The organism is Bradyrhizobium sp. (assembly GCF_049512235.1).
GTDB lineage: Bacteria > Pseudomonadota > Alphaproteobacteria > Rhizobiales > Xanthobacteraceae > Bradyrhizobium.
The window spans coordinates 1-22,209 of the sequence record NZ_JBEKXH010000184.1 but is presented as its reverse complement, the minus strand read 5'-3'; the positions used below and the strand labels follow the sequence as shown (position 1 = coordinate 22,209).

The window sequence follows — 22,209 nt, the reverse complement described above, 5'->3', positions numbered from 1 at the left end:
CCGCAAAATCGGAGTTGCCTTGATGAAGACTGTGCTTTTCGCCCTCGGCTTGCTGGCGGTGTCGCTGCTGGCGCCGCTGCGATCCGCTGAAGCGGCTGACGTCATCTGCTACAACTGCCCGCCGGAATGGGCGGACTGGGCCTCCATGCTGAAGGCCATCAAGGCCGATCTGCATTATGACATTCCCCACGACAACAAGAATTCGGGTCAGGCGCTGGCGCAGATCCTGGCGGAGAAAACCAATCCGGTCGGCGACATCGGCTATTTCGGCGTCACCTTCGGCATGAAGGCAAAAGCCCAGGATGCGCTGGAGCCCTACAAGCCCGCCAATTGGGACCAGGTGCCATCAGGATTGAAGGACCCCGATGGCTACTGGACCACGATCCATTCCGGCACGCTCGGCCTGTTCGTCAACAAGGACGCGCTTGGCGGCAAGCCGGTGCCGGCCTGCTGGAAGGATCTCTTGAAGCCGGACTACAAGGGCATGGTCGGCTATCTCGATCCGACCTCGGCCGCGGTCGGATATGTCGGCGTGGTCGCCATCAACCGGGCGCTCGGCGGCTCGGCCGCCAATTTTGATCCCGCGATCAATTTTCTTAAAGCGCTGCGCGAGAACGCCCCGATCGTTCCCAGGCAGACCTCCTATGCCCGCGTGGTTTCCGGCGAGATCCCGATCCTGTTGGATTATGATTTCAACGCCTATCGCGCCAAATATTCCGAGAACGGCAATTTCGAATTCGTGATCCCCTGCGAGGGTTCGGTGGTCTTTCCCTACGTCGTCGGTCTTGTCAAGAATGCCCCGGACAAGGACAAGGCCGAGAAGGTGATCGACTATCTGTTGTCCGACAAGGGCCAGGCGATCTGGGCCAATGCCTATTTGCGCCCGGCGCGCCCGATCGAACTGCCCGACGCCGTCAAGGCAAAATTCCTGCCCGACAGCGACTATGCCCGCGCGGCGAGCGTTGACTGGGGCCAGATGGAAAGCGTGCAAAAAGGCTTTGTCGACCGCTATCTCGCCGAGGTCCGCTGATGCAGTATGGTGTCTTTAAGCTTGAGGGCGCCGTTCTTTCATGCCGCATAAATCGTTCCTCTCGCTGTGCCTGCTGCCGCTCGCCGTGGTGACGGTTGCTTTCTTCCTGCTGCCGATGGCCCGGCTGGTGGTGACCGGCGCCGAGGGGCCGCAGGGATTTTGGGGCTATCTTGCGATCCTGACCGAGCCGCGTTACCGCGCCACCCTGATCAACACCGTGCTGCTGGCCACCGCGACCACGATCGCTTCGCTGGTCATTGCCACGGTGGCCGGAATGTTCCTGCAACGGCATCAATTTCCCGGCCGCGCGGTGCTGATCGCGATGCTGACCTTTCCGCTCGCCTTTCCCGGCGTGGTCGTCGGCTTCCTGATCATCCTTTTGGCCGGACGCCAGGGGCTGATCGGCGATCTCACCAGCCATTTATTCGGCGAGAAGCTGGTATTTGCCTATTCGATCTACGGGCTTTTTCTGGGCTATCTGTATTTTTCCATTCCCAGGGTGATCCTCACGATCATGGCGGCGGTGCAGAAGCTCGATACCGGCCTCGAAGAGGCCGCGCGTTCGCTCGGCGCCGGCCCCTTCGCGGTACAGCGCGATGTCGTGCTGCCGGCGCTGGGGCCGGCCTTCGTGGCCTCGGGCGCCATCGCCTTTGCCACCGCGATGGGCGCGTTCGGCACCGCCTTCACGCTGGCGACCAATATCGACGTGCTGCCGATGCTGATCTACACCGAGTTCACGCTGGCGGCGAATTTCGCCACCTCGGCGGCGCTGTCGGTCGGCCTCGGCCTCATCGCCTGGGCGATCCTGGCACTGGCCCGATCATTCAGCGGCTCTGCCGTCGCTGCGGCCGGATGAAACCATGCGCGATCGCCTGATTTTCATCGGCCAGCTCATCTTCACGCTGCTGGTCGCCGCCTTCCTGGTGGTGCCCGCTTTGCTGTCGATTTCGGCCGGGATCACCGTGAATTACTTTCGCGGCATCGCCTCGGGCCTGACGCTGCACTGGGTCTTCCAGGTCTTTGACCTCTATGCCGGCACCATCGTTTTGTCGTTCGTGATCGCTTCGGCGACGCTTGTCGTCACCTTGCTGGCCGGCGTTCCCGCAGCCTATGCGCTGCACGTCCGCGGCGGGCGGCTCTCGCGCATCGTCGAGGAAATCATCACCCTGCCGCTGGCCATACCCGGGCTTGCGATCGCGCTCGCGCTGCTCTTGACCTATCAGGGGTTTGCCGGCTTTCGCCGCTCCTGGCTCTTCATCCTGACCGGTCACGTCGTCTTCACCATGCCGTTCATGGTGCGATCGGTCATGGCGGTGTTCGCGACCGTCGATATCCGCACGCTCGACGAGGGCGCGGCATCGCTGGGGGCGTCGCCGTGGCGGCGGTTTCTCGACGTCATCGTTCCCAATGCCCTGCCGGGGATTCTGGCAGGCAGCCTGATGGTGGTGACGCTGTCGCTCGGCGAATTCAACCTGACCTGGATGCTGCACACGCCGCTGACAAAAACGCTGCCTATCGGCCTCGCCGACAGCTACGCCTCGATGCGGCTGGAAGTGGCCTCGGCCTATACGCTGATCTTCTTTGTCATGATCATTCCGCTCCTGGTCGCGATGCAGATGTTTGCCGGCGCGGAGCGGGCAAGATGAACCCGGCCGCGGGACAAGGCGGCGCCGCGGTGCGCATCGAGAGCTGCGGCAAGACCTTTGCCGATGGCACCCGTGCACTTGAGCCGGCGACGCTGGATATCGCGCGCGGCGAAACCCTGGTGCTGCTCGGTCCCTCCGGCTGCGGCAAGACCACCATGCTGCGCATCATCGCCGGGCTGGAATTGCCGGACACCGGCGGCCGGGTGCTGTTCGACGGCCGCGACATGACCGCGGTGCCGATCGAGCGTCGCAATGTCGGCATGGTCTTCCAGTCCTATGCGCTGTTCCCGAACATGAGCGTCGCCGACAATATCGGCTATGGCCTCAAGATCCGGGGCATGGCAAGTGAAGAGCGGGCGGCGCGCGTGGCCGAACTGGTGAGGCTGACCAATATCCCGGGGCTGGAGAACCGGCGCATCGACCAGCTTTCCGGCGGCCAGCGCCAGCGCGTGGCGCTGGCCCGCGCGGTGGCAATCCGGCCCGGCATCCTGCTGCTCGACGAGCCGTTGACCGCGCTCGACGCTGCGTTGCGTGATCGGCTGCGCGGCGAACTTAACCGCTTGCTGCGCGCCCTCGGCATCACCACGATCTATGTGACGCACGATCAGTCCGAGGCCATGGAGCTCGGCGACCGCATCGTGGTCATGCAAAAGGGCGCGATCGCCCAGATCGGCAACCCCCGCGAGATCTATTTCACCCCGAAGAACCGCTTCGTTGCCGAATTCATTGGCGCGGCCAACATCATCGAAGCACCGCTCGAGAACGGCGATCTCGTGCTGCCGGGCGGCCGGCAGCCGACCGGCGGCGTGGCGAACCTGCCGGAAGCGGTCGTCATGATCCGCCCCGAAACCATCGCCATCGTTGAACCAGGCCGCGCGCCGCTTTCGGGAACCGTCGACAGTATCAGCTTCATCGGCGACCGCCAGCGCGTGATTGTCAGCGGCGCCTCGGGCAAATCTCTGACCGTCGATGCGCCGAACAACATCCAGGCCCGCGCCGGCGACCGGATCGGCCTTTTGATTGCGCCTGACGCCATCAGGCTCTTGCCGAGGGAAGACTAATGTCGCGACGACCAGTCTACATTGCGCAGATTTCCGATCTGCACATCAAGTTGCCGGGCGTGCTCGCCTACGGGCGGGTCGATACCGCCGGCGCGCTTGCGCGCTGCGTCGCCGCCCTGAACGCATTGGAGCCGCGACCGGATCTCGTGGTTATCTCGGGCGACCTTGTCGATACGCCGGCGGCCGCCGAGTATGAACATCTCAAGCGCCTGCTGGCCCAGCTCGAGCTGCCTTTTGCCGGCATTCCCGGTAATCACGATTCACGCGAAATGATGCGCGCCGCGTTTCCGCTGGCCGGCTATGCGTTCGGCTCTGGTCCGCTCAATCAATGCGTCGAAGTCGAAGGCATCGATCTGGTGCTGATGGATTCCAGCGTTCCCGGAGAGCCGCATGGCGAACTCGGCGCGACGACCCTGCCATGGCTGGAGGCGACGCTGGCTTCCGCGCCGGCCCGGCCTGCCTTGTTGTTTCTGCACCATCCGCCGTTCCAGACCGGCATCGGGCACATGGATCGCCAACATCTCCGCAATGCCGGCGAATTGGCCGATATCGTCAGACGTCATCGGCGCGTCCAATTGATCGCCGCCGGTCATGTTCATCGCGCGGTACTAACCTTGTTTGCCGGTGTGCCCGCAACGATCTGCCCGGCGCCAAATCACGCGGTCGATCTCGATCTCGCCGAATTGCGCGAGCCCTCTTTCAAGATCGAGCCGGCGGCCTTTCATTTGCACTGCTGGTTTCCGGATGAAGGCCTGGGCCACGTCGTCACCCATCAGGTGCCGATCGGGCAATTCGAGGGTCCGCATCCGTTTTTTGCTCGTGACGGGAAGCCGCTGTGAGCCGGCAACGGCTCGGTCAGCTTGCCTTGGCCAGGTCCTCGTCCTCGGCCGAGTTCAGGTACATGCCGGACATGGTATCGACCCAGCACAGATGGTCATGCACCTTGGTGACCCCGGTAACGTTCTCCGCGGCGACGATGGCGGCCTGCCGCGAGCGTTCTTCGGTGATCACCCCGCTCAAATGCACGATACCGTCGCGCACGATCACGCTCAGGCCGAACGGACACCAGTCGTACTTTCCGAGCGCATCGATGACCCGGTTGCGGATATGGTCGTCGTCGGCGGTCGGATCGGGAATTTCGCGGGCAAGGCTTGCCACCGCCTGCAACAGATTGGCGCGCGATACGATGCCGACAATCTTGTCTCCGCTCATGACCGGCAGCCGCTTGACGCCGTTCTTTTCCATCAGTTCCACGATCTGCTCGAGCGGCGTATCTTCGCTGACCGTGAGCGGTTCCGGCGTCATGATTTCGGAAACCTTGCTGCCGTGCTCGTGAACGAAATCGGTTGCCGCCTTGCCCGGACCAAGAATGAATTTCAGGAAGCGGCTGCGCCTGCGCTGGGTGCCGATTTCGCTGCGGCGAATGAAGTCGCCCTCCGAAACGATGCCGACGAGTTTGCCGGAGGCGTCGATCACCGGAAGCCCGCTGACATGTTTCTGAAGCATGATGTTGGCGGCGTCGGCGATCTTGGTGTCCGGGGTGACGGTGATGACCGCCCGGGTCATGATCTGATGGGCACGCATGGAGCCTCCATGGGTTCGGGATTGATGCTTCAGTTCAGACTAATTCAGCCCGCGCGTCGCGATTTGACGCAGGTCAAGCGGCCGGGGGCCCGTTGCGGCTCCTTGATGCAGCTCAATGCGCTGCCGGCGGCAGGTCGCATGATCCGAGGGCTGCAAGGCAGCGGAACGAAAGGGAGAGACCGTCATGGCAGAGTTTTCCGAACCACAGGCCGCGACCAACGGGCAACCGGCGGCCGAAACCACGATGCGGACGACCAGGGCGAGCCAGCGCATGCTCGATTTCATGTTCGGTGCCCAAAAGGTTCTGCTCGAGGAGATCGTGTTCGTTGGCAACGAAACGCTCGACCGGGCCCAGACCGAAGCGCACCTGTTTACGGAATTCGTCTCGAAAATGGCCGGAGCACACTCGGTCAGTGGTATCAAGATGATGTTCGAGGAGTGCGGCCAGCATCAGATCGACTTTATCCGCCGCGACAGCGAGCGGCTCTTCAAGCATGGCGAACGAGCCATCGAAACCGCCTCGAAGCTGTTCAAGAGCCGGCCCGCAAGCTGATCGGTCTTTCTAACTTTGAGGTCTTATGATTTGGCAAGACGTGAAAGCGACCGATTCCATGCCGTCGATATCAACCTTGCCAAAGGCTTTGACATCGCGGCTGCCGTGTCCCGCCCATGCCCCGGGTTATGGCGAGGGGCGCCAAGCCGTCGTTGCCGGGTCTCGGCCTGAGGTCAGGTCAGAGACCTCAGCGGGGCCTCAGCCAGAGCCATATCCTGTTGACCGGGCCTTTCACGCCATGCTGGCGCGCCTGACCGGCGGCATTTCGCCGGTTGCGCTGTCGCTCGCCTATATCGACTGGGCCTCGCATCTGGCGGCTGCGCCGCAGCGGCAGGTCGAGATCGCCCAGGGCGGCCTGCGCAACGCGGCACAGCTGTTCGAAACGGCGCTTCATTATTTTTCCTCCGGCCGGAGTCCCTGGTCGCTGATCGCGCCGCAGCAGCAGGACCGGCGCTTTGCCAACAAGCAGTGGGAGAGTGCGCCATTCAACCTGCTCGCCCAGGCGTTTCTTTTGAACGAGCGGTGGTGGCACGACGCGACGTCAGGCGTGCGCGGCGTGGCGCGGCCGAACGAGGCCATCGTCGAGTTCTCGGTGCGGCAGGTGCTCGACATGATGGCGCCGTCCAATTTCCCGGCGACCAATCCGGAAGTATTGCAGAAGACGTTGCAGAGCGGCGGCGAGAATTTCGTATTCGGCTGGCGGAACTGGTGCAGCGACGTGATGCGGCTGATGTCCGTGGGCCGGCCAAGCGGGAATCAGGACTACGTCGTCGGCGAAACCGTCGCGACGTCCCGCGGCAAGGTGGTGTTCCGCAACGAACTGATCGAGTTGATCCAGTATTACCCCACCACCGGCAAGGTGCATCCGGAACCGATCCTGATCGTGCCGGCCTGGATCATGAAATATTACATCCTCGATTTGTCGCCGCACAATTCGCTGGTGAAGTACTTGACCGGCGAAGGCTTTACCGTCTTCATGATTTCCTGGCGCAATCCGGGGCCCGCGGACCGCGATATCGCCTTCGACGACTACCGCAAGCTCGGTGTAGTGGCTGCGGTCGATGTCATCGGGGACATCGTCCCAGGCAGTCAAATTCACGCGCTTGGCTACTGCCTCGGTGGCACCTTGCTGTCGATTGCATCAGCTGTCATGGCCCGCGACGGCGACACCAGATTGAAGTCGATCACCTTGCTGGCCGCGCAAACGGATTTCACCGAGGCCGGCGAAATGACCCTGTTCATCAACGAAAGTCAGGTCGCGTTCCTTGAAGACATGATGTGGCAGCACGGTGTGCTCGAAACCACGCAAATGGCCGGGGCATTCCAGCTTTTGCGCTCGAACGATCTGATCTGGTCCCGGATCACCCGCGACTACCTGATGGGTGAACGCGCGCCGCCCAGCGACCTGATGGCCTGGAATGCCGACGCGACGCGGCTGCCATATCGGATGCATTCCGAATATCTGCGCCAACTGTTTCTGCACAACGATCTGGCCGAAGGCCGCTACCTGGTCGAAGGCAAGCCGATCGCGCTGTCGGATATTCACGTGCCGGTGTTCGTGGTCGGAACCGTCAGGGACCACGTGGCGCCCTGGAAGTCGACCTACAAGATCCATTACCAGGTGGAGGCCGACGTCACTTATCTGTTGGCCAGCGGCGGCCATAATGTTGGCGTTGTGGCAGCGCCGCGCGAGCCCGGACACTTCTATCAGGTCAAGTCGAAGGCGGCGGATGCCCCTTATATCGGTCCGGACGAATGGCTGAAGGCCGCGCCGCGGGTCGAAGGATCATGGTGGCCGGAATGGACGAAGTGGCTGGCCGCGCAATCCGGCGAGCCGGTCGAACCGCCGCGGATGGGGGTTGCGCGTGCGGGAGGCCCGAACCTGCCTGATGCGCCCGGTGACTACGTTCGCCGGTAAGTTAGAAATGCGTTGGCCCCTGAAATGATTTCAGCCCCTCAAGTTTCCGATAGGCCAGGGCTGCCGTCCGCAACAGGCGCTTTTGATGCTTCGGGCTAAGAACGCGCATGGTCGCGGTGGCGCCGTTGCGCTGCAGGGCGGCCGCCAGCGAATGGCCTCTTGCATCGTCGTTCAACTGCCCGAGAGATCTTTGCGCCTTGCGCAGATACTTCAACCAGGCGCGTTGTCCCGAAAATCCCTTGTCCGCGAACAGGTCTGTCAGAAACTCGATTGAATAAGTGAGTTTCTTGTTCAACAGACGCAACCGATGTCGCGTTTCCGGATCCATCTGCAGAAGCTTGCGGCTCTTTTTCAAGAGCTTCTGCTGCCACCGCGCCAGTTTGCCCACGCTGTAATCCGCAACCGGGGCCGCGCGTTCTCTGGCTGCCGGCTTTCCCTGCTTGGTCGACCAGGATCCATTCTCGATCCAATCGGAGCTGCTTTTGACCATACGCCGATACCTGACGGAGCGAAGCACCCGCGCCAGCTGGCGATGGCCCTCGGCGCGCTTTGTGTCCCAGGAGCGATAATAACGAGCGGGTTGCGGCTGTGTCTTGTCGATCGCCTTGAGCCGTTCGATCGCGACGTCGAAATCCCGGACCGTGCCAAGATGGCTGTTGAGCCACTTCAATTCATGCCTTATCCGCGTCCTTTGGGGACCAGCCACCATCGGCGAGAAAAACAATATGGCGGTACGCAGGCGGGTGAGCGCTATGCGCATGTCATGCAGCGCCGCCGGATCGCCGTTGCAAGTCGCTTCATGATGGGCTGTGAGGTCCGCAAGCGCGCGGTGCGCGACAATTCGAAATGCGCTCTCGCACGCCATCCCGCAATGCAGCCTCGGTATGGCCTCGCCGCGCCGCCACGGCCGAGCCGGTCCTGCGGCAGTGGCGGCTTTGCCTGCTGTTTTCGCAGATGGCGGCATGTAAAACCTGAACCGCCCCACTCGCGGCGATTGACGGCTCGTGTTGCCCTTAGGATCTGCCCCGTGCATGCCCGATATGTCGATGACCGCCCAGCCGCAGGCGGCATATTAACGTGTTTCCTGCGCCCGGCAATCGCCAGCCGTCGTTTCAGCTACCTCTGATTGACTTTTTCGAGGGTTTGCTCCGGTGTCCCGGAGGCATCGATGATGGCCCAATCGACCGCGCCGGTATCATAGTTCTCCTGCAGCCCGGCAATCTCCGGCGTCGCGTCGGATGCATCGCGCCCGCGGCGGCCGACGCGGTTCACTCGTGTAGCAAGGTCCGCCACGAGGAAGAGGCCGACAAACCTGACATTGAGTTTTCGCGCTGCGGCGCGGATCGCGGCGCGTTCGCTTTCACGGGCAAATACCGCGTCGACCACGATGGAATGTCCTTGTGAGAGCACGCGGCCTGCGCGTTGCGCCAGCCTCTCGTAAATCAGTTCGGTGATGTCAGGCCGGTAGGCACCGGCCGGCAGCCGGTCGGTTTCGTTGACCTGAAAGTGCTGCTTGCGCAGCACATCGCTCCGCACCACCACGGCTCCCGGCTGCGGCATCACATCGGGCGCCAGCGCGCGCGCCAGCACGGATTTTCCGGTCCCGGACAAGCCGCCGATCGCGACCAGCGCCGGCGCCGGCGGATGTATCGACCGCCGCGCCAGCTCGAAATAGCACCGTGCCGAATGCAGGACGTCAGCGCTGTCGGGACCGCGCCGGCGCGCCAGCAGCACATGGGCGCGGATCGCCGCGCGCATCGACATGAACAGCGCCAGCGCCGCGAGCGCGTCGAGATTGTCGCTTGCGGTCAGCCCAAGATATCGGCTGAGGAGGGTATTCGCTGCAGCCCGCCGGCCATAGCGGAGGAAATCCATGGTTGGAAAGGCGAGGTCGTAGAGCACATCGATCGAGGCGATCGTCGCATCGAACTCGATCGCATCGAACAGCACGGGCTTTTGATCGATCAGCACGATGTTCGCCAGATGCAGATCGCCGTGGCAACGCCGGACGTAGCCCTGCCGGCCGCGCCGTTCCAGCAAGCCGCCTATCCGCTCAAACGCCGATCGCGAGGCTGCCGCGAGATCATCGACGTCGCCGGCCGGAAAGCAGCCCGCGGCCCGGAACGCCGTGGTATTGCCGTCGATGATGCCCGGGATCGAGGCGATCCACGGTTCGGCCGGCGCCGCCGGCGCGACGCTGTGGCAGGCCGCGATCGCCGCCGCCATGGCGTCGACGAGAGCGGGATCGGGTGCGCCCGCTTCCGCCAGATGATCAAATGTCTGGTTGATCTTGATTTCCTCGTCGCAGGCGGCTTTGCGCTTGTCAAGCGTCGAGTAATCAAGAAAGGCAAAGCGGACGGCGTGCTTGATCTTCAGGGCGCGATCGCCTTCCAGAAATACCGACGCCGCATGGGTGTCGATGCGATGAACCTGTTGATGTGTCGCCGGATCGGTCAGAAACCCAAACACGCGCTGCTGCATGCCGGCGTCGCCCTTCTCCGAAACGGCCATGCGCCGGCTCTATCGCGCAGGGTGGGCAGAGGCGCGCTTGCGCCGTGCCCGCCATTTCAGATGGAAGTGCATCTGCTTCTCCGGAAGGATCGATGATATAGTGCATAGGGGAGGGGGCCGGCGAGCCATTGACCTCCATCAAAGGCATGACGGTGGTGGTGATATCACAGGAAATCCTCTTTTTGATGAAGATCAATGGCTGACGCATGTCAGCAACCTATTGTCGTGGTCGAGGGAGAGCGCGCATGCCGATCAAGGATATCCTGTTGCCGCTTGTCGGCGAGCCCAGTGCCGCGGCGGTGGCTGCGATCGACAAATGCGTCGCCGTGGCCGGCGATATCGGGGCTCGCGTGACCGCCATTGCCGTTGAAGAGGACATCGTGGTCCGGCCGATCGTGATTTCGGCCGATCTGGAAAATGCTGCCGTGGCCGAGGCCGTGCGCAGCGTCACGGACGCGCAGGGCCTGCTGAAGGCGACCGACGCCGCGGCCATTCGCTTTGGCGTCCGCTGCGAGCATAAACTCAGCCGGGTTGCCACGGCGGAAATTCCCGCGCACTTCGCGCTGTCGGCCCGGCTGAAGGATCTCTCGATTGTCCCGGTCAAGTCGCAGGGCGGCCAGTCAGAAAAGATTATCGAGCGATTGATCTTCGAATCGGGTCGGCCGATCCTGCTGTGCCCGGAGGAATTCGCCGCCGAACTGGCGGTAGTGTTCGACAATGTCGTGATCGCGTGGGACCACACCGCGCCGGCCGCAAGGGCCGTTGCCGATGCATTGCCAATGCTTCAGGCAGCCGCGAGCGTGCGCATCATCACGGCGACCGACAACAAAGCGCCGGCGGAACTGGAATCCGGGGCGGCGCTTGCCAGCCACCTCGCCGAGCATGGCATCAAGGCCACTTTTGAGACGGTGAAAATCGACGGCAGTTCGGTCGGAAAGGTGTTCGAGGCCTATGTCAGGGCCAACGCGATCGATCTTCTGGTCATGGGCGCCTACCGTCACTCCCGGTTGAACGAAATTTTATGGGGTGGCGTGACCAAAACCGTCATAGGGCAGCCACCTTGCTGGGTCATGATGTCGCACTGATGTCCACCTATCATCTGAAAAATCTGCTGTTGCCCCGTTCGGTCGCGCTGGTCGGGGCGTCACCGCGCCAGGGCTCCGTCGGACGGGCCATTCTTCAAAATATCTGCAAGACCAAATTCAAGGGCGAATTTGGCGTGGTGAATAGGAAATACCCCGAGATCGAGGGCGTTGCCACGGTCGGCAGCCTCGGCGAATTGCCTTTTGTGCCTGAACTCGTGGTGATTACGGCGCCGGCGTCGGCGGTCGCCGGCATTATCGATAAGGCCGGACAGCGCGGCGCGGCGGGCGCTCTCGTTGTCTCCGCCGGCCTGGGCCACGATGCGGGCTCGATGGCGGAAGCCGCCGAACGGGCGGCGCACAAGCATGGAATGCGGCTGATCGGGCCCAATTGCCTCGGCATCATGATGCCCGGAGCCGCGCTCAATGCCAGTTTCTCCGCGCATATGCCCAGCCCGGGAAATCTGGCGCTGATCTCCCAGTCGGGCGCGATTGCCGCCGGCATGGTCGATTGGGCGGCGCAGCGCGGGGTAGGCTTTTCCGGCATCGTTTCCATCGGCGACCAGCTCGACGTCGATATCGCCGACCTGTTGGATTACTTCGCGCTCGATGGCAAGACCCGCGCGATCCTGCTCTATGTCGAAGCCATCAAGGACGCGCGCAAGTTCATGTCCGCGGCGCGCGCGGCCGCAAGGGTCAAACCCGTCGTCGTCGTCAAATCCGGGCGCATGATCCAGGGTGCAAGAGCGGCCGCCACCCACACCGGCGCGCTCGCCGGTTCAGACGCGGTCTACGATGCCGCATTCCGTCGCGCCGGAATCCTGCGGGTGTCGGATCTTCGCGATCTGTTCGACTGCGCCGAGACGCTCGGGCGCATCGAATCGCCGCCGGGGAAGCGGCTGGCGATCCTGACCAATGGCGGCGGCATCGGTGTTCTCGCGGTCGATCGCCTTGCCGAGCTCGGCGGCGTTCCCGCAGCGCTCGCGCCTGCCACGCGCGAAAAGCTCGACGCGGTATTGCCGCCGACCTGGTCCGGATCAAATCCGGTCGATATCGTCGGCGACGCCGACGCCGCGCGCTATGCGGCGGCGCTGGAGGTGTTGCTGGCCGACACCAGCAACGACGCGGTCATGGTGATGAATGTCCAGACCGCGCTGGCTCCCGCCGACGAAATCGCCGCTACAGTGACGGCCATGGTCCGCAAGTACCGCACGCAGCGCCAGCGCGCGGCCAAGCCGGTGCTCGCGGTTTGGGTTGGTGCGGAGCAGAAGGTCGTCGATCTCCTGAGCGGCGCCGGAATTCCGAACTACTCGACCGGAGTCGATGCCGTGCTGGGCTTCATGCATCTGGTGCGGCACCGCGAGGTGGTGGCGGAGCTGGCGCAGGTCCCGCCGGCGATGCCGAGCGAGTTTGCCCCCGATATCGCCGCGGCCCGGAACATCGTTGTCAGCGCGATTGCCGATGGCCGGCAATGGCTCGATCCGGTCGAGACCAAGCGGCTGCTTGAGGCCTATGAAATCGCGATGGTGCCGACCGTTGCCGCCGCCGATGCCGAGCAGGCCGTCGCCCACGCGTCCGGGCTGTTCGCAGAAGGTGCGACCGTGGTGCTGAAGATCATGTCCCGGGACATCATTCACAAATCCGATGTCGGTGGCGTGGTGCTCAACCTGACCAGTGCAGACGCGGTGCGCGCGGCGACAGCAGATATCCTGGCGCGGGCGAAAGCCGTGCGGCCGGAGGCGCGGATATCCGGCGTCGTCGTTCAGGCGATGGTGGTGCGGCCGAAGTCGCGCGAACTGATCCTTGGCTTCGCCGACGATCCGACCTTCGGCACCGTTATCGTGTTCGGGCGCGGCGGTACCGCCGTCGAGGTTATCAATGACAAGGCGCTGGCGCTGCCGCCGCTGGATCTGCCACTGGCCCGCGATCTGATCGAGCGCACCCGCGTTTCGCGCTTGCTGCGCGGCTATCGCGACGTGCCCGCGGCCAAGCCGGATGCTGTCGCGATGGTTCTGGTCAAGCTCGCGCAGATGGCTGCGGATATTCCCGAGATCCGCGAGTTGGACATCAATCCGCTGCTCGCCGATGAGAGCGGAGTGCTGGCAGTCGATGCGCGTGTCGGCATCGGACCCGCGTTACGAAAGTTCGCAGGCTCGGGACCTGCCAACTTCGCGGTGCGGCCCTATCCGTCGCAATGGCAGCGCCACATCGAACTCAAGGATGGCTTGCGGGTCTTCGCACGTCCGATTCGCCCCGAGGACGAGCCGCTGATCCACGAAATGCTGCGCCGGGTCGAAATGATCGATTTGCGGCTGCGGTTCTTCGCGCCGATGAAGGAGTTCAGCCACGAGTTCATCGCGCGCCTGACCCAGCTCGACTATGCCCGGGCGATGGCCTTTGTCGCGCTTGAGGAAGCCACCCACGAACTGCTCGGCGTGGTTCGCATTCATTCCGATTCAATCTACGAGAGCGGCGAGTATGCGATCCTGCTCCGGTCCGATCTCAAGGGCAGGGGGCTTGGCTGGGCCCTGATGCAGATGATCATCGAATATGCCAAATCCGAGGGGCTCAAAACCATCTCCGGGGACGTCCTGCAGGATAACAGCATCATGCTTGAGATGTGCCGGAATCTCGGTTTCGAGATAAGGTCGGATCCGCAGGAGCACGGTATCTGCAACGTGAAGCTCAAGCTTTGAAGTGATACGGCGCCGTTGGCAGGCTCTCCTCGCGGTCAGCCCGGTGCCGAACCCTGCGATTGCGATGGTCCCGCGGCATTTGCCGCCGCGGCCCTTGCGGTTGCAGCCGGTTTCTTCAGGCTCCTGATGATGATGGTGATCAGCGGCACGATCAACAAAGGCAGCAAGCCGTTGAGCGGATGGTGGACCATTCCGGAGGCCTGCGATTGCAGCGCCCGCGCTTCCAGTTGCAGCGCGTCGACCGCGGAACCGTGGATTTCGGTGGCGAGCTCGAGTTCGCGGCCGGCCGGCGGCCTCGCCGCGATCGCGAACAGGATGGCGGCAATCACAAAGTTGACCCCGGCCAGAATGGCCGCGGCGGAGATCGCGCTCCAGATCTGGACCAGGACGAAATAGGCCGCCAGTTCCAGCATCAACAGGCCAAAGGCCGCGATCAGCGCCGCGAACGCCCGCAAGCCAAGGCCGACCAGCATATGCCGCATCCGCAGCTCGGCGATGATCCGGTCGGTGCGCCAGAGCACGCGCAGCTGTTTGACGACGTTTTCAGTGTTCACCTCAATTTCTCCCCGTAAGCCAGCCGACGATGACGCCGAGTGCGAAAGCGGAAGCCAGCGACGCGACCGGCCGCTCCGAGATGATTTTGTCGATATGGTCTTCTTGATCGCCCAGCGTCTCGCCAAGATCGTTCAACGCCGCCTTGATCTGATCGGCCAGCGCATCGGCGCGGTTGCGGGAGGCCTCGGACAGGCCCTCGCTTGTCGTGTTCAGCAGCCGCGATAGATCGACTTTGAGCGCCTGCAGCTCATCCCGCAACTCGAAAGAGTCGAACATTGGCTTGTCCTGTGGCCAAATCGCGGCAAAATTCTAGGCGGCCTTGCCGCCGCGCCATTGATTTGCGTCAAACAGCAAAGAAGGGGCATTCCATGTCTTGAGGCAAGTCAAACTGGACGCCGGGCCGGCGTTTAAAGAAACCTCCCATGGACAAGGAACACAGATCTTGGCGCTCCCACCCCAGTTAACGGCCACGTCATCAGCCGATGTGCTTGAACTGCATCCAGGCGGGTCCTGGACCACGGCCAATGTGAAAACCCTGGAACAGCTCACCAACGCCGTCGCTGAGCAGCTTGACCGGTCGAAAGCCGTCAAGCTGGATATGGCTGGCGTGCGCGAACTCGACACGCTCGGGGCTTGGCTGCTCGAGAAAATCTCACGGCGTGCGACTCTAGCCGGTCATCGCGCCGAGGTGACCGGCGTCGCCGACAAGTATGCCGGGCTGATCGATGAGATCCGACAGGTCAACCGCCGCAATCCGGCTCCGGCGCCCACACTAAATCCCGCCGTGGCCAAGGTGAACGATATCGGCCGCTCCGCGGTCGGTGCGACGGAAGACGTCAGCGCGTTCCTGCAGATGCTGGGCTCGCTCTTCATGGCCCTCGTCGGCGTGCTGCGCCGGCCGAGATCGCTGCGGTTGACGTCGCTGGTCTATCAGCTCTACCGGGTGGGCTTTCAGGCGATCCCGATCATGGTGCTGATCACCTTTCTGATCGGCGCCATTATCGCACAGCAGGGCTTCTTCCATTTCCGCAAATTCGGCGCCGACTCCTACGTCGTCGACATGGTCGGCATTCTGGTGCTGCGCGAATTGGGTGTGTTGATTGTCGCGATCATGGTCGCCGGCCGCTCGGGAAGCGCCTACACTGCCGAGCTCGGCTCGATGAAAATGCGCGAGGAAATCGATGCCCTGTCGACCATGGGCCTCGATCCGGTCGAAGTCCTGATCCTGCCTCGCATGATTGCGCTGATATGCGCGTTGCCGATCCTGAGCTTCATCGGATCGATGGCGGCGCTCTATGGCGGCGGGCTGGTGGCACAGTTCTATGGCGGCATGGGACCGGAGATCTACATCGCGCGCCTGCACGACGCTGTGTCCGTCACCAGCTTCAAGGTCGGCATCATCAAGGCGCCGTTCATGGCACTGGCGATCGGCATCGTCGCCTGCAGCGAGGGCTTGCGCGTGAAGGGAAGCGCCGAGTCGCTCGGCAAGCAGACGACAAACTCGGTGGTGAAATCGATCTTCCTCGTGATCGTGCTCGACGGGCTGTTTGCGGTGTTCTTCGCATCGATCGGAATGTAGCGATGCAGCAGGCGGCTCCTCAGTTCGCGATACGCGTGAGCGATCTTGTTGTCGGGTTTGACCGCCAGGTGGTGATCGACCATCTGTCGCTCGATGTCCGCCGGGGCGAGATCCTCGGCCTGGTCGGTGCTTCCGGCGGCGGCAAGACGGTGTTGATGCGAACCATCATCGGGCTCATTCCGCGGCGAAGCGGGGAGATCGAGGTTATGGGCGCGGCGATCGGGCGCAGCGAAGATCGCAGCACCCAGAACGCCGCTGGACGATGGGGCATCCTGTTTCAGCAGGGCGCACTGTTTTCGTCGCTGACCGTGCGGCAGAATATCCAGTTTCCGTTGCGCGAAAATCTTGTGATTTCGCAAGGCTTGATGGACGAGATTGCGACCGCCAAGCTGGAAATGGTCGGGCTTTTGCCAGAGGATGGCGACAAATTTCCCGCTGAACTGTCGGGCGGCATGACCAAGCGCGTGGCGCTGGCGCGTGCGCTCGCGCTCGATCCCGCGATCGTGTTTCTCGACGAGCCGACCTCGGGGCTGGACCCGATTGCGGCGGGCGAGTTCGATGCGCTGATCAAGACCTTGCAGAAAACGCTGGGACTGACGGTCTTCATGGTCACCCATGACCTCGCCAGCCTGAATACCGTCTGCGATCGGGTCGCGGCGCTGGCGGACGGCAAGATCGTCGCGATCGGGCCGATGCGCGAACTGCTGCAATCCGAACATCCCTGGGTGCGGGCCTATTTCCACGGCAAGCGCTCCCAGATGCTGCAACCCAAAGCGAGCTAAAACATGGAAACCCGCGCACCCTTCGTCGTCATCGGCGCTTTCGTTCTGGCCGCCATCGTCGCCGCGTTCGGCTTCGTCTACTGGTTGAACAACTCCGGCGGACTTGGCCCGCGGACCAGCTATCACGTCCAGTTCGACGGCTCGGTGCCGGGGCTGTTGGTCGGCGCCGGCGTGCTGTTCAACGGCATCCGCGTCGGCGAGGTGACCGATCTTGGCCTCGCACCGGACAGCCCGCGCCAGGTCAACGCCACGATCTCGATTGCCTCGGCGACGCCGGTGCGATCGGACACCAAGGTCGGGCTGGAATTCCAGGGCCTGACCGGGGTTCCCGTGATCGCGCTGGAAGGTGGCACGCTGCCGGCAAATTCCGGCGCGGTGTCGACGCTGATTGCCGAACCCGGCGCCGGTCAGAGCATGACCCAGGCCGCCCGCGACGCCTTGCGGCGGGTCGACAGCGTGTTGGCCGAAAACTCCGAGCCGCTGAAGAACACCATCGCCAACCTGGAGGTGTTTTCCGAAGGGCTGGCGCGCAACGCCGGCAAACTCGACAGCATCGTCGGCGGGATCGAAAAGATGACCGGTGGCGGAACACCGGTGCAAAAAATCACCTACGATCTGCACGCCGCGCAATTTTCCGATCCGGCGGGCAAGACCATCAAGGGGCAATTGGCGCTTCCCGAGCCGACTGCGGTTGCGATGCTCGAGACCCAGCGCTTCCTGTTCGCACCCGCCGGGGACTATCCCGCCTTTGCCGATGTGATCTGGGCCGACAGCATTCCGAAATTGCTGCAGGCTCGATTGATCGAGAGTTTTGAAAATTATGATATCGCCCACGCGCCGCTGCGGGGCGCGGACATCGGACAGGCCGACAACCAGCTCGTGATCGATGTGAGGCATTTCCAGATCGCGGTCGACGCGGAGCCTGCGGTCGAGATCGGATTGTCGGCGAGGATTGTCGACAAGAACGGAAAAGTCGTCGCTTCGCGTTTGTTTGAGGCCGGCGAGAAGTTCGCAAAGCTCGAGCCTGCAGCAGCCGACGCCGCCTTTGACATGGCGTTCGGCCGGATTGCAAAGGACATGATCGCCTGGACCGTGCAGGCGTTGCAATAGTGGGTATGGCAGAGCGCTATTCGAGGGTTTTCAAATACGACAGCAGATCGTGAATCTGATCGGGATCGAGTTCGGCAGACGGCATGGCTGGATGGCCGGTCGAGATGCCTTCGGCGAGGGCTTCGGCCAGGGTTTCGATCGGATAGCGCAGATGCAGGGTTCGGAATGGCGGCGCGATCCTGAGCGGGCTGTTGGTCTCCCGATCGATCGAGTGGCACCGCGCGCAATGGCTTTGCGCGTAGCTCTTGCCGCGCTGTTCGGCCGGCGAGGCGGCGAACGCCGGCGCCGTCAGCAGCAGGGTGACAAGGATGTAGGGCAGGGCAAATCGCAGCATCACGAACCGGTCTCCCCCGATTGCGGCCGTCAAGCAAGATAGTGCATCGAGGGGGGCATTACTTGATCTGCATCAACGGCTATTCCGGTGATCAGTTAAGATGCCATCGATCGACGGGCGCGGCGGAGCAATCGGGTCGCAGCCCAGTCGATCTGGGGGGTCTATGAAGATTTCTGTGGTTGCAGTAAATTCGGGTGGCGAACCCTGTGCCGCTTGCTCGATACGCCCGCTCAGTATCTGCGCGGCGCTCGCTCGGTCCGAGCTGCGCGGGCTGGAGCATCTGGGTCGCCACATTCATTTTGCATCCTGCGAGACGGTGTTCGCCCAGGAGGAGATCACGACATCATTTTACAATCTGCTTGAGGGGGTGATGCGGCTTTACAAGCTCTTGCCCGACGGTCGCCGGCAGATCGTGGGATTTGCGTTACCCGGCGATTTCCTGGGAATGACGGCATCATCGCGCCACAGTTTCTCTGCCGACGCGATCGGACCGGTTGTGGTCTGCCGGTTCCCCCGGGCTCCGTTCGCGCGATTCAGCGAGGACAAGCCGAAGCTGCTGCGCCGGATCAATGAAATGGCGGTCCGCGAACTGAGCCAGGCTCAGGACCACATGGTTCTGCTCGGACGCCGTTCGGCGGAAGAAAAAGTCGCGATCTTTCTGGTCGGATGGCGCGATCGATTGGCCGTTCTCGGAGGCCCCGCGAAAACGGTGCCGTTGCCGATGAGCCGCCAGGACATCGCGGACTATCTTGGATTGACCATCGAGACGGTCAGCCGCACCTTTACCAAGCTCGAACGCGGCGGCGTGATCGAAATCCTGCCGGGAAGCATCTGCCTCTTGGACCCGGCGCGTGCCGAGGCCCTGGCCGCGGCCTAAGGCTCCCGTCATTGCGAGGGGCCGATAACGTGGTCCGAGGCCGGATGAAACGGATGGCGTGAGGTTCACTCTGTCCCATCCCCCGTCATCGCGATCCCGCGAATGCGCGCCCGATGACGGGCAAGATCCGACAGGGTGGTGGTGGCCTGAATGACAGGTCGCGACGGCCGCAAGATGAGTTTAACGCAGACGGTTTGCGTTCTGATCTGCAAATGGCAATGCCTTTCGCGGGACAGATCTGAAGCGCTGCCGCCCAGACCAAGTGGTTGATCGCATCGCCGATCAGAGGTTGGAACCGCCCGCAGTCTCGATCCTTGACTGGCCGATGTCCAATTTGCGTCAACCGGAAGACGCTGTTGGTTGAGGCTCACTCCTTAGCCATCGATGAGCAGGATACAGCCAGTTGACGCTCAGTTTCTGTGCAAATCCGCATTAGAACGCCTTATTCATTAAATGAGAACTTCTCATTTCGTGTCGGGTCACCCCGCTGCTAGCGTTCACGCCCAAGTGAGATTGGCGAAAATCGCAACCGACTTTCTTTTCAAGGAGCTGGCAATGGGCAGGGATACCGACAAACTCGGCAAAGGTGGTGCTGCCAAGCAGCAACGGCCTTCACGGCGACAGATTCTGAAAGGCGCCGCAGCGGTCGCCGGCGCGGCGGCCGGATCGAACGTGATCGGCGCTCCCATGATCTGGGCGCAGGAAATCAAGGACATCGAGCTGCGCCACGTCGGGGTGTCCTACTCGGTAGTGAAGGCGATCGGCGACCAGGCCGAAAAGGATCTTGGCTTCAAGGTCACAATGCAGAACCTCGACACCTCGGCGGCGATCAATCGCTTCATCACCCAGCCAAACAGCGTCGATATCCCGGATCTCGAGGGCTGGCAGGCCAAACTGGCCGCCAAGCGCGGGGTGATCCAGGGCATCAACGTCAAGAAGATCAAGGAATTCGACAATTTCCTGCCGATCTTCACCAAGGGTGAGCTCGACGGGCAACTGATCCCGCGTCAGGGCATCTCGCCCTACGAGGCGATGTATATCGAGAAGCCTGACGCAACCGATCTGCACGAGGGCGTCACCGAGTGGGCTACGTTCCTTCCGCAGGTCTACAACGCCGACTCTATCGGCTACCGTCCCGATCTCGTCGACCATCCGGTGACGGAATGGAAGGATCTTATCGATCCGAAATATAAGGGGAAGGCCGCGATTCTTGACGTGCCGGCGATCGGGATCATGGACGCCGCGCTCTGCTTCGAAAGTGCCGGTATGATCAAATACGGCAATAAAGGCAACATGACGAAGCAGGAGATCGACTTCACGACCGACAAGCTGATCGAGTTGAAGAAGTCGGGTCACTTCCGCGCCACCTGGACCACCTTCGACCAGTCGGTGCAGCTGATGGCGGCGGGCGAGGTCATCATCCAGTCGATGTGGTCGCCGGCCGTCGCCGCTGTCCGCGTCAAGCAGATCCCGTGCGTCTATGCCCCTGTCAACAAGAAGGGCGACAAGGAAGGCTATCGCGGCTGGTGCAACGGCCTCGGCCTGATGAAGCATCTGAGCGGCAAGAAGCTGGATGCCGCCTACGAATACATCAACTGGTACTATACTGGTTGGCAGGGCGCATTCGTCAGCCGCTACGGCTACTACAGCCCGGTGCCGTCGTCGGCCAAGAAGTTCATGACGCCGACCGAATGGGCGTTCTGGTACGAGGGCAAGCCGGCGCCCGAGGAGATCAAGGATCCGTACGGCGTGCCGATGGAAAAGGCAGGGACGGTCCGCGATGGCGGTTCGTTCCTGGACCGCGTCAAGAACATCTCGTGCTGGAACACGCTGATGGACGAGGCCGCCTATATGAACAAGCGTTGGAACGACTTCAAGGTCGCCTGACGGCTGGGCGACAAGGCCTGAGACGCCCTTCGGCTCAGGCTTCGCGCTCGGTGAACTGGCGTTTGTGGAATCGGAACCGATGGAAAGCAAAGCCAAAGCAGGGCGGGGTCTAGCAGGGTGGCTGTTGATCCTTCCTCTCGTTCTGATTCTGTTACCGTTCTTCATCGTCCCGATCATCGGTGTGGTCGCCGCCAGCTTTGTGCAGAGCGACGGCTTTGGCGGCATCATTGCGAGCTTCACGTTGGACAATTACAGAAGCGTTTTTACTTCGGCGCTCACCTATCAACTGTACTGGGCAACGCTTAAATTCACGGTTTTTGCCTGGTTCTTCTCGTTGTTGATCGGTTTCTGGGTCGCCTATTTCCTGGTGTTCCATGTTCGCAATCAGCTGCTGGCGCTGGGGCTTTTCCTGCTCTGCACGGTGCCGTTCTGGACCTCGAACATCATCCGCATGATTTCGTGGATACCGCTGCTCGGCAAGGAAGGGCTGATCAACAGCGCGCTGATCAAAACCCATGTCGTCGCCCAACCGCTCGACGTACTGCTGTTTTCCAGCCTCGCGGTCGTGATCGCCTATGTTCATCAGCTGACGATCTTCATGATCGTGCCGATCTTCAATTCGATGGCGCGGATCGACAAACGCACCATCGAGGCGGCGCGGGACGCCGGCGCGTCGCGCTTCGATATCGTCCGCCTCATCGTTCTGCCGCTGAGCAAGACCGGCATTGCCCTGGGCTCGATTTTCGTGGTCTCGATCGTGATGGGTGACTTCTTCGTGGTGAAAGTAATGTCCGGCGGCGGCTCGGCGTCGGTGGTCGGCGCCTTCTATGAAGACATCGGCGTGCTGCAATATCCGACGGCCGCGGCAAGCGCCACCGTCCTTACCATCATCGTCTCGCTGCTGGTGGTGGCGATCCTGCGCACCGTCGATGTCCGCAGGGAGCTGACGCGGTGACCGACCATCCGCTGGCAGCCCGCGATGCCGACGCCATGCCGGTCCGCCG

Annotated in this window: 21 protein-coding genes; 15 read left to right on the top strand and 6 right to left on the bottom strand. The window is 62.5% G+C overall.

Annotation, left to right across the window (positions count from 1 at the left end; translation table 11 throughout):
* Positions 1–22 precede the first annotated feature (22 nt).
* From ABSG20_RS18070 to ABSG20_RS18050, 5 genes are read left to right on the top strand one after another with little or no spacing between them, the layout of a single operon-like run.
* Complete coding sequence (locus ABSG20_RS18070; RefSeq protein ID WP_423865875.1) at positions 23–1,030, top strand: ABC transporter substrate-binding protein; 1,008 nt, start codon at positions 23–25, stop codon at positions 1,028–1,030.
* A gap of 40 nt (positions 1,031–1,070) precedes the next feature.
* Entirely contained in the window at positions 1,071–1,886 is an 816-nt protein-coding gene (locus ABSG20_RS18065; protein ID WP_423865874.1) for an ABC transporter permease, read from the top strand.
* A gap of 4 nt (positions 1,887–1,890) precedes the next feature.
* Entirely contained in the window at positions 1,891–2,676 is a 786-nt protein-coding gene (locus ABSG20_RS18060) for an ABC transporter permease (protein ID WP_423865873.1), read from the top strand.
* Positions 2,673–3,737, top strand: coding sequence for an ABC transporter ATP-binding protein (locus ABSG20_RS18055; protein WP_423865872.1), 1,065 nt, complete (start codon positions 2,673–2,675; stop codon positions 3,735–3,737). Before ABSG20_RS18060 ends, ABSG20_RS18055 begins: the two co-directional genes overlap by 4 nt.
* Positions 3,737–4,576: a phosphodiesterase gene (locus ABSG20_RS18050; RefSeq protein ID WP_423865871.1), complete on the top strand. Its 840-nt coding sequence runs from the start codon at positions 3,737–3,739 to the stop codon at positions 4,574–4,576. Before ABSG20_RS18055 ends, ABSG20_RS18050 begins: the two co-directional genes overlap by 1 nt.
* A gap of 16 nt (positions 4,577–4,592) precedes the next feature.
* Here the strand turns inward: ABSG20_RS18050 and ABSG20_RS18045 are convergent, their stop codons facing one another.
* On the bottom strand, positions 4,593–5,321 hold the full coding sequence (locus ABSG20_RS18045) for a CBS domain-containing protein (protein WP_423865870.1): 729 nt from the start codon (positions 5,319–5,321) through the stop codon (positions 4,593–4,595).
* Between the two features lie 184 nt (positions 5,322–5,505).
* Between ABSG20_RS18045 and ABSG20_RS18040 the strand changes: the two genes are divergently transcribed.
* Positions 5,506–5,874: a hypothetical protein gene (locus tag ABSG20_RS18040; protein ID WP_423865869.1), complete on the top strand. Its 369-nt coding sequence runs from the start codon at positions 5,506–5,508 to the stop codon at positions 5,872–5,874.
* A 238-nt stretch (positions 5,875–6,112) separates the two neighbouring features.
* Positions 6,113–7,792: a PHA/PHB synthase family protein gene (locus ABSG20_RS18035; protein WP_423865868.1), complete on the top strand. Its 1,680-nt coding sequence runs from the start codon at positions 6,113–6,115 to the stop codon at positions 7,790–7,792.
* A gap of 1 nt (position 7,793) precedes the next feature.
* Here ABSG20_RS18035 and ABSG20_RS18030 read toward each other — a convergent pair whose 3' ends face one another.
* On the bottom strand, positions 7,794–8,657 hold the full coding sequence (locus tag ABSG20_RS18030; RefSeq protein ID WP_423865867.1) for a CHAD domain-containing protein: 864 nt from the start codon (positions 8,655–8,657) through the stop codon (positions 7,794–7,796).
* Between the two features lie 251 nt (positions 8,658–8,908).
* On the bottom strand, positions 8,909–10,303 hold the full coding sequence (locus ABSG20_RS18025; protein ID WP_423865866.1) for a bifunctional aminoglycoside phosphotransferase/ATP-binding protein: 1,395 nt from the start codon (positions 10,301–10,303) through the stop codon (positions 8,909–8,911).
* Between the two features lie 245 nt (positions 10,304–10,548).
* Here ABSG20_RS18025 and ABSG20_RS18020 point away from each other — a divergent pair, with 245 nt between their 5' ends.
* Positions 10,549–11,388 carry a universal stress protein gene (locus ABSG20_RS18020; RefSeq protein ID WP_423865865.1) on the top strand — a complete coding sequence of 280 codons (840 nt, stop codon included), beginning with the start codon at positions 10,549–10,551 and terminating at the stop codon, positions 11,386–11,388.
* Entirely contained in the window at positions 11,388–14,081 is a 2,694-nt protein-coding gene (locus ABSG20_RS18015) for a bifunctional acetate--CoA ligase family protein/GNAT family N-acetyltransferase (RefSeq protein ID WP_423865864.1), read from the top strand. Before ABSG20_RS18020 ends, ABSG20_RS18015 begins: the two co-directional genes overlap by 1 nt.
* 35 nt (positions 14,082–14,116) lie before the next feature.
* On the opposite strand, the gene ABSG20_RS18010 is transcribed toward ABSG20_RS18015, so the two are convergent.
* Positions 14,117–14,635, bottom strand: coding sequence for a phage holin family protein (locus ABSG20_RS18010; RefSeq protein WP_423865863.1), 519 nt, complete (start codon positions 14,633–14,635; stop codon positions 14,117–14,119).
* A 1-nt stretch (position 14,636) separates the two neighbouring features.
* Complete coding sequence (locus tag ABSG20_RS18005; protein ID WP_423865862.1) at positions 14,637–14,912, bottom strand: ElaB/YgaM/YqjD family protein; 276 nt, start codon at positions 14,910–14,912, stop codon at positions 14,637–14,639.
* Between the two features lie 166 nt (positions 14,913–15,078).
* On the opposite strand from ABSG20_RS18005, the gene ABSG20_RS18000 reads away from it, so the two are divergent.
* The 3 genes from ABSG20_RS18000 to ABSG20_RS17990 are packed head-to-tail and all read left to right on the top strand — an operon-like array spanning position 15,079 to position 18,107.
* The gene (locus tag ABSG20_RS18000) at positions 15,079–16,215 is read left to right on the top strand and encodes an MlaE family lipid ABC transporter permease subunit (protein WP_423865861.1); all 1,137 of its coding nucleotides are present in this window, start codon (positions 15,079–15,081) and stop codon (positions 16,213–16,215) included.
* A gap of 2 nt (positions 16,216–16,217) precedes the next feature.
* A complete protein-coding gene (locus ABSG20_RS17995; protein WP_423865860.1) occupies positions 16,218–16,997 on the top strand; it encodes an ABC transporter ATP-binding protein in 780 nt (259 codons plus the stop codon).
* 3 nt (positions 16,998–17,000) lie between these two features.
* Entirely contained in the window at positions 17,001–18,107 is a 1,107-nt protein-coding gene (locus ABSG20_RS17990; protein ID WP_423865859.1) for an ABC-type transport auxiliary lipoprotein family protein, read from the top strand.
* A gap of 16 nt (positions 18,108–18,123) precedes the next feature.
* Here ABSG20_RS17990 and ABSG20_RS17985 read toward each other — a convergent pair whose 3' ends face one another.
* Positions 18,124–18,441, bottom strand: coding sequence for a c-type cytochrome (locus ABSG20_RS17985; RefSeq protein WP_423865858.1), 318 nt, complete (start codon positions 18,439–18,441; stop codon positions 18,124–18,126).
* Between the two features lie 163 nt (positions 18,442–18,604).
* Here ABSG20_RS17985 and ABSG20_RS17980 point away from each other — a divergent pair, with 163 nt between their 5' ends.
* The 3 genes from ABSG20_RS17980 (at position 18,605) to ABSG20_RS17970 (ending at position 22,160) form a co-directional block, all read left to right on the top strand.
* Positions 18,605–19,318: a helix-turn-helix domain-containing protein gene (locus tag ABSG20_RS17980; protein ID WP_423865857.1), complete on the top strand. Its 714-nt coding sequence runs from the start codon at positions 18,605–18,607 to the stop codon at positions 19,316–19,318.
* A gap of 555 nt (positions 19,319–19,873) precedes the next feature.
* The gene (locus tag ABSG20_RS17975) at positions 19,874–21,205 is read left to right on the top strand and encodes an ABC transporter substrate-binding protein (protein WP_423865856.1); all 1,332 of its coding nucleotides are present in this window, start codon (positions 19,874–19,876) and stop codon (positions 21,203–21,205) included.
* Between the two features lie 79 nt (positions 21,206–21,284).
* The gene (locus ABSG20_RS17970) at positions 21,285–22,160 is read left to right on the top strand and encodes an ABC transporter permease (RefSeq protein WP_423865855.1); all 876 of its coding nucleotides are present in this window, start codon (positions 21,285–21,287) and stop codon (positions 22,158–22,160) included.
* Positions 22,161–22,209 lie beyond the last annotated feature (49 nt).

Coding starts and splice junctions, on each gene's coding strand:
- ABSG20_RS17980 (WP_423865857.1), top strand. CDS start 18,605: ATGAAGATTTCTGTGGTTGCAGTAAATTCGGGTGGCGAACCCTGTGCC.
- ABSG20_RS18040 (WP_423865869.1), top strand. CDS start 5,506: ATGGCAGAGTTTTCCGAACCACAGGCCGCGACCAACGGGCAACCGGCG.
- ABSG20_RS18045 (WP_423865870.1), bottom strand. CDS start 5,321: ATGCGTGCCCATCAGATCATGACCCGGGCGGTCATCACCGTCACCCCG.
- ABSG20_RS17995 (WP_423865860.1), top strand. CDS start 16,218: ATGCAGCAGGCGGCTCCTCAGTTCGCGATACGCGTGAGCGATCTTGTT.
- ABSG20_RS18060 (WP_423865873.1), top strand. CDS start 1,891: ATGCGCGATCGCCTGATTTTCATCGGCCAGCTCATCTTCACGCTGCTG.
- ABSG20_RS18020 (WP_423865865.1), top strand. CDS start 10,549: ATGCCGATCAAGGATATCCTGTTGCCGCTTGTCGGCGAGCCCAGTGCC.
- ABSG20_RS17970 (WP_423865855.1), top strand. CDS start 21,285: ATGGAAAGCAAAGCCAAAGCAGGGCGGGGTCTAGCAGGGTGGCTGTTG.
- ABSG20_RS18070 (WP_423865875.1), top strand. CDS start 23: ATGAAGACTGTGCTTTTCGCCCTCGGCTTGCTGGCGGTGTCGCTGCTG.
- ABSG20_RS18065 (WP_423865874.1), top strand. CDS start 1,071: ATGCCGCATAAATCGTTCCTCTCGCTGTGCCTGCTGCCGCTCGCCGTG.
- ABSG20_RS17990 (WP_423865859.1), top strand. CDS start 17,001: ATGGAAACCCGCGCACCCTTCGTCGTCATCGGCGCTTTCGTTCTGGCC.
- ABSG20_RS17975 (WP_423865856.1), top strand. CDS start 19,874: ATGGGCAGGGATACCGACAAACTCGGCAAAGGTGGTGCTGCCAAGCAG.
- ABSG20_RS18050 (WP_423865871.1), top strand. CDS start 3,737: ATGTCGCGACGACCAGTCTACATTGCGCAGATTTCCGATCTGCACATC.
- ABSG20_RS18035 (WP_423865868.1), top strand. CDS start 6,113: ATGCTGGCGCGCCTGACCGGCGGCATTTCGCCGGTTGCGCTGTCGCTC.
- ABSG20_RS18015 (WP_423865864.1), top strand. CDS start 11,388: ATGTCCACCTATCATCTGAAAAATCTGCTGTTGCCCCGTTCGGTCGCG.
- ABSG20_RS18055 (WP_423865872.1), top strand. CDS start 2,673: ATGAACCCGGCCGCGGGACAAGGCGGCGCCGCGGTGCGCATCGAGAGC.
- ABSG20_RS18030 (WP_423865867.1), bottom strand. CDS start 8,657: ATGGCGTGCGAGAGCGCATTTCGAATTGTCGCGCACCGCGCGCTTGCG.
- ABSG20_RS17985 (WP_423865858.1), bottom strand. CDS start 18,441: ATGCTGCGATTTGCCCTGCCCTACATCCTTGTCACCCTGCTGCTGACG.
- ABSG20_RS18025 (WP_423865866.1), bottom strand. CDS start 10,303: ATGGCCGTTTCGGAGAAGGGCGACGCCGGCATGCAGCAGCGCGTGTTT.
- ABSG20_RS18005 (WP_423865862.1), bottom strand. CDS start 14,912: ATGTTCGACTCTTTCGAGTTGCGGGATGAGCTGCAGGCGCTCAAAGTC.